Source organism: Methylophaga sp. UBA2689, assembly GCA_002354555.1.
Taxonomy (GTDB): Bacteria; Pseudomonadota; Gammaproteobacteria; order Nitrosococcales; family Methylophagaceae; genus Methylophaga.
In genome coordinates, this window is sequence record DELT01000094.1 from 125,656 (window position 1) to 135,315 (window position 9,660).

The 9,660-nt window shown below is 45.9% G+C and carries 12 protein-coding genes and 1 tRNA gene; 3 read left to right on the top strand and 10 right to left on the bottom strand.

The features are described 5' to 3' along the window. The first annotated feature begins 432 nt into the window (after positions 1–432). The 3 genes from B3M51_RS11735 (at position 433) to B3M51_RS11745 (ending at position 1,886) form a co-directional block, all read left to right on the top strand. Positions 433–1,272: a plastocyanin/azurin family copper-binding protein gene (locus B3M51_RS11735; RefSeq protein ID WP_292759414.1), complete on the top strand. Its 840-nt coding sequence runs from the start codon at positions 433–435 to the stop codon at positions 1,270–1,272. A 224-nt stretch (positions 1,273–1,496) separates the two neighbouring features. Then, positions 1,497–1,573 (top strand) — tRNA-Asp (locus B3M51_RS11740). A 94-nt stretch (positions 1,574–1,667) separates the two neighbouring features. Continuing rightward, complete coding sequence (locus B3M51_RS11745) at positions 1,668–1,886, top strand: hypothetical protein (RefSeq protein ID WP_292759417.1); 219 nt, start codon at positions 1,668–1,670, stop codon at positions 1,884–1,886. Positions 1,887–2,023: 137 nt separating this feature from the next. Here the strand turns inward: B3M51_RS11745 and B3M51_RS11750 are convergent, their stop codons facing one another. The 10 genes from B3M51_RS11750 to B3M51_RS11795 form a co-directional block, all read right to left on the bottom strand. Next, positions 2,024–2,791, bottom strand: a complete 768-nt coding sequence (locus tag B3M51_RS11750; protein ID WP_292759420.1) for an HAD family hydrolase — start codon at positions 2,789–2,791, stop codon at positions 2,024–2,026. Further along, positions 2,788–2,964, bottom strand: a complete 177-nt coding sequence (locus B3M51_RS11755) for a DUF3012 domain-containing protein (RefSeq protein ID WP_292482968.1) — start codon at positions 2,962–2,964, stop codon at positions 2,788–2,790. The genes B3M51_RS11750 and B3M51_RS11755 overlap by 4 nt, the downstream gene beginning before the upstream one ends. A gap of 18 nt (positions 2,965–2,982) precedes the next feature. Further along, positions 2,983–4,266, bottom strand: coding sequence for a dihydroorotase (locus B3M51_RS11760; RefSeq protein ID WP_292759423.1), 1,284 nt, complete (start codon positions 4,264–4,266; stop codon positions 2,983–2,985). Next, on the bottom strand, positions 4,266–5,237 hold the full coding sequence (locus B3M51_RS11765) for an aspartate carbamoyltransferase catalytic subunit (RefSeq protein ID WP_292482964.1): 972 nt from the start codon (positions 5,235–5,237) through the stop codon (positions 4,266–4,268). The genes B3M51_RS11760 and B3M51_RS11765 overlap by 1 nt, the downstream gene beginning before the upstream one ends. Next, on the bottom strand, positions 5,227–5,757 hold the full coding sequence (gene pyrR / locus B3M51_RS11770; RefSeq protein WP_292759426.1) for a bifunctional pyr operon transcriptional regulator/uracil phosphoribosyltransferase PyrR: 531 nt from the start codon (positions 5,755–5,757) through the stop codon (positions 5,227–5,229). The genes B3M51_RS11765 and pyrR overlap by 11 nt, the downstream gene beginning before the upstream one ends. Beyond that, complete coding sequence (ruvX, locus tag B3M51_RS11775; protein ID WP_292759429.1) at positions 5,754–6,173, bottom strand: Holliday junction resolvase RuvX; 420 nt, start codon at positions 6,171–6,173, stop codon at positions 5,754–5,756. Before ruvX ends, pyrR begins: the two co-directional genes overlap by 4 nt. Then, positions 6,170–6,691: a YqgE/AlgH family protein gene (locus B3M51_RS11780; RefSeq protein WP_292759432.1), complete on the bottom strand. Its 522-nt coding sequence runs from the start codon at positions 6,689–6,691 to the stop codon at positions 6,170–6,172. Before B3M51_RS11780 ends, ruvX begins: the two co-directional genes overlap by 4 nt. 39 nt (positions 6,692–6,730) lie before the next feature. Continuing rightward, on the bottom strand, positions 6,731–8,104 hold the full coding sequence (gene trkA / locus B3M51_RS11785) for a Trk system potassium transporter TrkA (RefSeq protein WP_292482956.1): 1,374 nt from the start codon (positions 8,102–8,104) through the stop codon (positions 6,731–6,733). A gap of 9 nt (positions 8,105–8,113) precedes the next feature. Continuing rightward, a complete protein-coding gene (locus B3M51_RS11790) occupies positions 8,114–9,388 on the bottom strand; it encodes a sigma-54-dependent transcriptional regulator (RefSeq protein ID WP_292759437.1) in 1,275 nt (424 codons plus the stop codon). 2 nt (positions 9,389–9,390) lie between these two features. Then, on the bottom strand, positions 9,391–9,660 hold a 270-nt coding region (locus B3M51_RS11795; RefSeq protein WP_292759440.1), incomplete at its 5' end, for an ATP-binding protein.

Below are 9,660 nucleotides of genomic sequence, written 5' to 3' on the forward strand. Positions count from 1 at the left end.
TTAAATGAACCGTTTTTGTTTAAAAAAAGTTTTAGTTTTATCAAGAGAAAAATAGAAGCCATTTCAGGTGTGGCTGTAATGGCCCATCATAATGGCTGTATACAAACGTTTTTTTAAGTTGTTGTTTTAAATTACTCATTTCGGAAAAAAAGTTGTTTAAATACAACTAAACAGCTTTTTTTATTCGTTTTAGTAAACTGATTTAGGGAATTTGCGCACAAATTTCCAGGAGAAATGCCTTTTTATTGCTATCTACGGCACACTCTTTATGTATATAAAGATCGAACTAAATTGAAGCCTTTAAACATAAAAACAAATCAGGCTGGTTACTGAATAAAAATTGTCACAGGTCAAATATCAGCACATATTTGCTTATAAATAGGGTTGCGGTGATGGTATGATCAAAAACAAATTTATCAATTGGAGAGCCCAATGCGTCATTCCCGTTCTATTATTACTGCAGCTATTATTATTGCTATAGCGGTTTTTGTGGTGGCAATCGTTTCATCTTTTATTTCTGGAACCAGTGAGCATTACGATCGTCCAAGCTCTCCAAAAGAAGTATTGGAACAAATGTCTGAAGCCGTTGATGAGTCCACTGTTGAAACTGCTCAAGTTGAAGAACCTGCTGAGACCAGTGAAGAAGTTTCTCAGGCAGCTCAACAGGAAGCAGAGGCCTTGGAAAGCAGTACCCAGGAAGAGGTGCTGGAAAATACAAATGAGGCCGTGGAGTCAGCTATTGAAAGCGCCAAGGAAACCAGTAAGAGTGTAAGTGACCGTGCCAATGAAGCGATTGCGGCGGCGGAAAATACGGCAGCCGAGGGACGGGCTGAGGCAGAAGCAATACTGGCTGAAGTTGAAAAAGAAGCGGGTATTGCTGAAGAGCCTGTTGAGGTTGAACCTGCAACAGCGGAATCTAAAAATCATACCGTCACAGCTCAGGGATTAATTTATAACCCGCTGGTGGTGACTATTGCACCGGGCGACAGTGTTTCCTGGACCAATATGAGCACACATGATACTCAAGCAATTGAAGGTCTGGTTCCCGAGGGTACGGAACTATGGCACTCACCGATGAGTGAAAACTACACTCGTACTTTTACTCAGGAAGGTATCTATATATATAAATGTACGCCGCATTTTGGTGCAGGTATGGGCGGTGCAATTATCGTAGGTGAACCAGTCAATCTGGAACAGATTAAAAATTCTGGCGCTAAAGGTGCAGCAAAACGTCTGGTCAATAAAGCGGTACAAGCTGCTGAAGCTATGTAAATAGGATTCCCCCGCGAGCTGATGAGAGTTGCTCCGGGGGATTTTTTTGTCTGTTATTTATCGCCAGCGTTGAATTTGTTCATTCAATAAAATCGTTTAATAGTCAGTAATTCAAACACTTACTGAGTAATGCTGGTTTTTTTCTGTTGAACACTAACACCTTTTGGATTTTTACTGTATTCTTGCACGCTTCCTGACCGGTTGTATGTAAACCATCAGGTCGCGGAGCGGTAGTTCAGTTGGTTAGAATGCTGGCCTGTCACGCCGGAGGTCGCGGGTTCGAGTCCCGTCCGCTCCGCCATTTTTATGGCAGACCTTTCCATCAAAGTTAGTGCTGCCTGGTTGTCAAGTTTGTTTCAATTAATAAAGCGAAACAGGTGATACCAGGAGAACCAGTGAAACTGACCATCCTAAGCGCATTTCCACGCTATAATTATTATTCGCAATACAAAAACCTGCTCAAACAAACTACAGGAAAGTTGTTTGCAGTAGAAACAAATTCCCCTATAAAACTAATCAGAAGCTGGTCATTATTATTGGCTGGGATCATTATCTTCACAGATAAACAGGCCCCTGGCCTGTGCAAATTCCTATCAGATGATGTGCCGGTATAACCGTGATATAAGGATGGCTTACAGCATTTTATTAGGCTGTAAATGTATAAGCCAATGACTCAAATGGCTTGCATGGATACCTTTTAAGTGGCCTCAAACAGTTTTAGTTAATGCACTGTATGACAATAAGTTTTATATCAACAACACTTCAATTCAGTCAAACAGGGTGTGTCCAAGGCGTTAATTCGATGACTCTGCTCGACAGCTTGCATGTCATTAGTGGTGTTATACCCCCAGTTAGCGAAATATAACTGGATAGTGGATAGCGATGGGGTGTTGATAACATCCAATAAGGTAGGCAGACGATCTTCAATAAATAAAATGGTTGTATGAGGGTGTAATTGCTGCAAATCCTGAAGGATTTGTGGTTTTTTCAATTTGCGATCTAACCCGTAAATATGCATCGGGATAATATCTATTTGATTGGCCTGAAGAATTGCCTGAACGAAACGTTCCTGCTTGGTCGTAATGATAAAAAGCTGGGACAATGGAATCTGCTTTAGAAGTTTGCTGATACCCGGATAAAGCGGGTTCATTTGTATCCAACCCGAAAAATCATTTTCAATCCAGTTATCTCTGTACTCACCGAAACGTTTTTTCAATTCTGAGGTATCAAGCTGATCACGTGACAGGATAGCGTTTATTTGCCTGGAAAAGTCAGTCATTAATAGCTCGGGTTTTAACCCTTCAAATAACAGCCGACAAATTAATATGGCTTCAAAACCGGTTTCCATAACCGGTCGCACGTAACGAAAATCGATCATGACTTGCTCAGGCATATTTTCAGGCATGTCTTGCCAGAGCTGCGTTGCCACTTGCCAGCCGGTTATTCCGGTTTCAATCGCGCTATCACAAATTACTCCATCAAAATCCAGAGCAAATAATTTATCCGTTGCGATCTTCAAAGCAAGCAGTTTTCCGCATAAGCACCGGCTTCATTAGCTGTCCAGTCGCCTTTTGGCTTCTCTTTCATATGTACACACCACTCATCTGAGCCCACCTCAGGAGTGCAGGCTGAGAAGAATATGGTTAATGCCATCAGACCAAGAAATCGGAAAAAATAACGGGTAATAGTCATTTGAAGACTCCAGTTGGGTTAGTTGGACTCGCGCTGATAAACAACTTTACCCTGAAACAGGGTATGGCTGACCTGATGTTGGAGCAACCATCCGCCAAATGGACTGTTTTTACCGGCACTGATAAAAGCTGAAGGCAAACAGTCATATTGAACATCTGGGTCAATGATACAGATATCGGCACTGGCACCGGCCTTGAGCTGTCCAGCGTCAATCCCTAGAATAGCCGCAGGCTGGCAGGTCAGACTGGCGATAGCCTGATGCAGGCTGATCTCATCATCTTCAACTAATTTAAGCGTAAGAGGTAACAGGGTTTCCAGGGCCGAAAGCCCTGGCGTCGTTTCTGCAAACGGACCCAGTTTGGCATCCGCATCCAATGGTTGATGATGAGAAGAGACCGCCTGGATAACGCCATCGCGCAGGCCTTGTTTTAGCTGTTCACGATCCCGAACACCTCGTAAAGGCGGCATCACATGACTGAAACTATCGTAATTACCCAGATCATGTTCACATAGATGTAAGTGGTGGGCACTGACATCAGCGGTAACAGGGAGCCCCCGATCCTGTGCTTCTCGAATCAGCTTAACCGCTTTACCAGTAGATATACTATGAAAGTGAGCACGTACTCCGGTTTGTTCGATCAGAATCAGATCGCGGCTTACGGCGATGGTTTCTGCACTTTCCGGAATACCGGATAGCCCAAGCCGGGCACTGACAGTACCTTCATGTACACACCCCTGTTTCTGTAACCAGGGATCGGCTGCATTGATAAACACTGTTAAATCCAGCGTGGCGGCATATTCAAGTGCACGCCTCCAGACTACGGTATTTTTAATCTCGGTTACGCCGTTACTGACTCCGACACAACCAGCAGCTTTTAACGCAGCCATCTCGGCCAATAGTTCACCATTGAGTTTTTGGGTCAATGCGCCCACCGTCAAGACCATGGTACGACCGGCTTTTTTGGCGCGATCCTCTATCAATTCGACCACGGCCGGATTATCAATAACCGGATCTGTGTCAGGGGGGACGGCGAGTGTAGTGACACCTCCAGCTGCTGCAGCACGGGTTTCACTCTCTATTGTTGCCGTGTGTTCCTGGCCGGGTTCACGCAGTCGTGCACTTAGATCCACCAGGCCGGGACAGACAATTTTGTTATACGCATCAATTTCAATATCGGCATCAAACCCTGACAAATCTTCAGCTATGGCAACAATTTTTCCGTCTTCAATATAGATATTGTGATCGATATCCAGCTGGCTGGCAGGGTCAATGACGCGACCATTTAGAATACAAATCTTCATTATTCGATCTCTGCCTGTTCTGATTGACTGGCCAGCGCCATCGACATCACCGCCATACGGATAGCAATGCCGTGGGTTACCTGTTCAAGAATTACTGATTGCGGCCCATCAGCAACCGATGAGGCTATCTCTACTCCTCGATTAATGGGGCCGGGATGCATAACGATGGCATCCGGTTTGGCATATTTGAGTTTTTCTTCTGTTAGCCCGTAACAGCGGAAATATTCTCGAGCGCTGGGTAACAATGCACCTTGCATACGTTCCAGTTGCAGACGCAGGGTTATAATGACATCAACTCCCTCAAGGCCGCCTTCCATATCGTGATAAACATGTACCCCAAGGGTCTGACTTTCTCTTGGCAATAAAGTCTGTGGACCAATAACGCGGATTTCTCCTACCCCAAGTGTTGCTAAAGCCTGAATTTGCGAACGCGCCACACGCGAATGCAGAATATCGCCAATTATCGCCACACGTAAATTGGCAAAATCCTGTTTATGGCGACGGATGGTAAACATATCCAGCATGGCTTGGGTGGGGTGGGCATGGCAACCGTCACCAGCATTAATTACGCTGACATGTGGTGCCACATGCTGAGCAATAAACTCGGCCGCACCACTCTGATTATGACGAACCACAAACATATCAGTGTGCATGGCTTCAAGGTTATGCAGGGTGTCGAGCAGGCTTTCGCCTTTAGAGGTGGCTGATGTGTTGATATTAAAATTCATCACATCAGCTGACAGTCTTTTGGCAGCCAGTTCGAAAGTAGAGCGGGTACGTGTACTGTTTTCAAAAAACAGATTGATAATAGTTTTGCCGCGTAACAACGGGACTTTTTTTACCTGGCGATGACTGATTCCGGAGAATTGTTCAGCCCGATCCATAATTTCGGTTAATAAAGGGCGTTTCAGACCTTCAATGGTTAGAAAATGTCTGAGCTGGCCGCTCTCTGTTAGTTGATTACTCGGCATCCAATGCTCCAGCCGCACGGATCTCCAGTTGTAAGCCATCTTTATTGCGCAATTTCAGATGTTGATTTCGCGGCAAAGTAACGGAGGCACCAACAATATCCGGCCGAATCGGTAATTCGCGACCATTACGTTCAATTAGTACCGCTAATGTGACACTGGCAGGGCGGCCATAATCAAAAATTTCATTTAACGCCGCTCGGGTAGTGCGGCCACTGTAAAAAATATCATCCACCAAAACCAGATGACGATTATCAACTTCAAAAGGCAGATCGGATGGAGACACTTGAGGATGCATGCCAATACGGGTGAAATCATCACGGTAATAGGCAATATTCAATGTCCCCAGCGGGGCATCAAAAAAGTCTTCTCCAAGGATGTTTTGCAATGCTTTTGCCACCCAGACCCCACCGGTATGAATCCCCACCAGCAACGGATCTTTATCGGCGAGTTCTTCGCGTATGGTTTCAGCCATCTCTTCGAGCAGGCTCTGAATTTCTGCTGATGTTTTGGGCATAGTCATTGTTGGTCCAGCCATGATTGAAGAATAATTTGAGCCGAGAGTTTATCGACATCACTACGTTTGTCGGTCTGCATTTTACTGCGTATTCCCATTTGGTCGAGCGCTTCAAAAGTAGTTAAACGCTCATCCTGCCAGGCAACGGGAATATTAAAACGATTGTTCATTCGATTGCCAAATTTTCTGGCTGCAGCGGTCATTAATTGTTCGGTACCATCCATATTCAGCGGTAAGCCCACAACGATAAGGCCAGGCTGCCATTCGGCTACTATTTTAGCGATATTATCCCAATCCGGAATCCCGTCGCGAGCGGATAAGGCAGCGATGCCTCTGGCAGTATGGGTTAAATTATGCCCAACCGCGACACCTATACTTTTCATGCCAAAATCAAAGCCGAGAATATTTTTCTCGGTACTCATGCATGACCTGTTGTATTAGACATTAGATTGATATCAATGCCCAGCAATTTTGCAGCGGCCTGCCAACGCTCATCGGCTGGCGTTTCATATAACAGTTTCGGAGTTGCCTGAACGGTAAGCCAGCTGTTGTCGGCTATTTCCTGTTCCAGTTGACCGGCTTCCCAGGCAGCATAGCCCAGTGTCACAATCGAATGAGGTGGGCCATTCTCAGTGCCTAATGATTCCAGGATATCGCTGGAGGTGGTTAAAAATGTTTCATCAGTAATCTTCAGGGTGTTTTTCCATTGTTCGCCACCATCATGCACTACCATGCCCTGATCTTTCTGTACTGGCCCGCCAAACAGCACGGCTGTTTTAGTCGCCCATTCGGAGTTGTTGGTAATCTGCAGATGATTAAGCAGTTCCTGCATCATGATTCGGGTCGGACGGTTAATAATCAGGCCCATCGCACCCTCTTCATCGTGTTCACACAGATAAATTACCGAATGATAGAAAAAACTGTCTATCAGTGTTGGCATAGCGATTAGAAAATGATGTTTGAGTGAGTAAGACATAAATTAAAAGAAGGTGAACCCTACCTGGAATAAACGTTCTACCTCCTTGATATAACGTTTATTGGTTAAAAACAGAATCACATGATCTTCTGCTTCAACCACTGTATTGCCATGAGCAATAATCACTTCCTCACCGCGAACAATTGCTCCGATAGAAGTGCCCGGTGGCAAGTCAATTTCATCAATTCTTCTACCCACCACCATAGATGAGCTTTTATCGCCATGAGCAATGGCCTCAAGGGCTTCAGCAGCTCCACGACGCAATGAATGCACCGCCACAATATCACCACGACGAATATGCGCCAGCAAACTGCCGATAGTGGCTTGTTGAGGGGACAGGGCAATGTCGATGGTACCGCTTTCTACCAGATCCACATAAGCAGCACGGTTAATCAGCGACAGCACTTTGCGAGCCCCCAGACGCTTGGCCAGCATGGCTGACAGGATATTTGCCTCGTCATCATTGGTCAGCGCACAGAACAAATCCACATTGTCGATTTCTTCTTCAAGCAGCAGTTCTTCATTTGCCACATCGCCAAGTAAAACAATACTTTTAGATAACTCTTCAGATAAGTAATCAGCCCGGGCACTATTGGCTTCGATGATTTTGATTTGATAATCATGTTCCAGCGCTCGGGCCAGCCGTATACCGATATTGCCACCACCGGCCAGCATAATGCGTTTATAAGGTTTTTCCAGCCTGCGTAATTCGGCCATCACCGAGCGGATATCTTTGCTGGCAGCGATAAAAAACACTTCGTCATCCGCTTCGATAACCGTTTCAGCTTCCGGCAGAATAGCTTTGCCATTACGGAAAATAGCTGCGACCCGGGTTTCGGTTTTGGGAATATGTTTACGTAATTCGCGTAGGGGGTTGCCGACTAATGGTCCGCCATGGAAAGCTCTGACTGCCACCAGCTGAACCAGTCCATCGGCAAAATCCAGCACCTGTAAGGCATTCGGGTGACTGATTAATCTCTCAATATAATCGGTCACCAGTTGTTCCGGGCTGATTAATACATCAATGGCAATGGCTTCATTACTGAATAACTCAGGCTTGGTGAGATACTCCGGAGTACGGATCCGGGCAATTTTGGTTGGCGTGTTATACAGCGTATGGCAAATCTGGCAGGCCACCATATTGGTTTCATCACTATTAGTGACTGCCAGCACCAAATCGGCATCCGCTGCACCGGCCCGTTCCAGCACATCAGGATGTGAGGCAAGTCCCTGTACCGTTCGAATATCGTAATGATCCTGAAGTTTATGCAGGCTATTGGCATCGGTATCGACCAGGGTAATGTCGTCATCTTCCCGGGCGAGTGTGGCAGCAACAGAAGCGCCAACCTGTCCGGCACCGAGGATCAGAATCTTCATTACAAACCCTTATACTTGTTTACTATCAATGCCCAGTGCCCGAAGTTTCCGGTAAAGATGGGTGCGTTCCATGCCAGCTAATTTAGCGGCTTTTCCCACATTGCCATCGGTTTCCTGCAGTTTTTGCAGCAGATAAATACGTTCAAACTGTTCGCGTGCTTCGCGTAAAGGCTGATCAAAATTGATACCGGTGACATCATCCGCTTGAGGTGGCTGCTCTGACTGCAGTGCGGTTTCCACATCATCGACGTCAATATCATCCGAGTCGCCCAACACCAGAAGTCGCTGTATAACATTTTTCAGTTCGAGCACATTGCCTGGCCAGGCATAATTGCGTAGGCGGTTTTGTGCGGCGACAGTAAAACGACGATAGGGCAGATCGGCCTGGGTGGTTTGCTGATCAACAAAAAAATGTACCAGTTCGGGAATGTCTTCAACATGATCACGCAAAGCAGGTAATTGCAGCGTGATGGTATTGAGCTGATAAAACAAACCTTCACTGAAATCGCCGCGGGCGATGAATTTATCAAGGCCCAACTGGGTAGCACAGATCAACTGACACTCTTTTAATCTGCCACTTTCCAGCAAATGCTGCAGCAAGGCCTGAGCTTCATCACTGAGTAAAGCAACATCATTGATATACAGCGTATTGTTTTTGGCCAGTGAAATCAGTTTGTGGCTGTCGGATGGAAAACTTTCCGGACTGACTTCAATAAATTTGCCACTGTTGTACAGACCCAGTCTATGCAGATAATAGGCAAAACAGTGTTTGCCTGTTCCGCCTTCGCCAATCAGCAAAATAGGCATTTCGTGTCCGGCAATGCGCTCAGACTGCTCACGAAGCTGGGTCATTTTGGGACTTTTACCGACGGGTTCTAATGCAAACTCATGACGCTGGGCGGCCTGTTTGGCTCGATTTTCAATGGCTAATTCAACCGCACGAAGAAGTTTGGCCATGGATAATGGTTTTTCAATAAAATCACTGGCACCTGAGCGGGTGGCTTCAACAGCGGTTTCAATGGTGCCATGCCCGGACATCATGACAATAGTGACGCCAGTGTTCTGTTGTTTGAATTCCTTAAGCAGTGTAATCCCGTCAACATCGGGCATCCAGATATCCAGCAAGACCAGTTGAGGCTGTTTTTGGGTAAAGACCAGACGCGCTTCTTCACCATTGCTTGCGGTAATTACCCGGTAGGCTTCGTCTTCAAGAATATCTTTAATGAGTTCACGAATATCGGGCTCATCATCGACAACTAAAATAAGTGGTTTTTCGTTGCTCACGCCTAGTCTTCCTCCAGTGGTAGCCGGATTATTATACCTGCTCCTTCGGGGTTAAGGTTTTCTGCCCAGACATCCCCGCCATGTTCTTCAATAATTTTTTTGACAATCGCCAGTCCCAGCCCGGTCCCTTTGATTTTGGTGGTTGCATAAGGCTCAAACAATTTGTCCACCATGTTTTGCGGAAGCCCAGGTCCCTGATCATGGAATGTGATTTCCAGCCACGGCATATGCTGCTGCACGATAATATGATAACTAATGGCTATATCTACAGG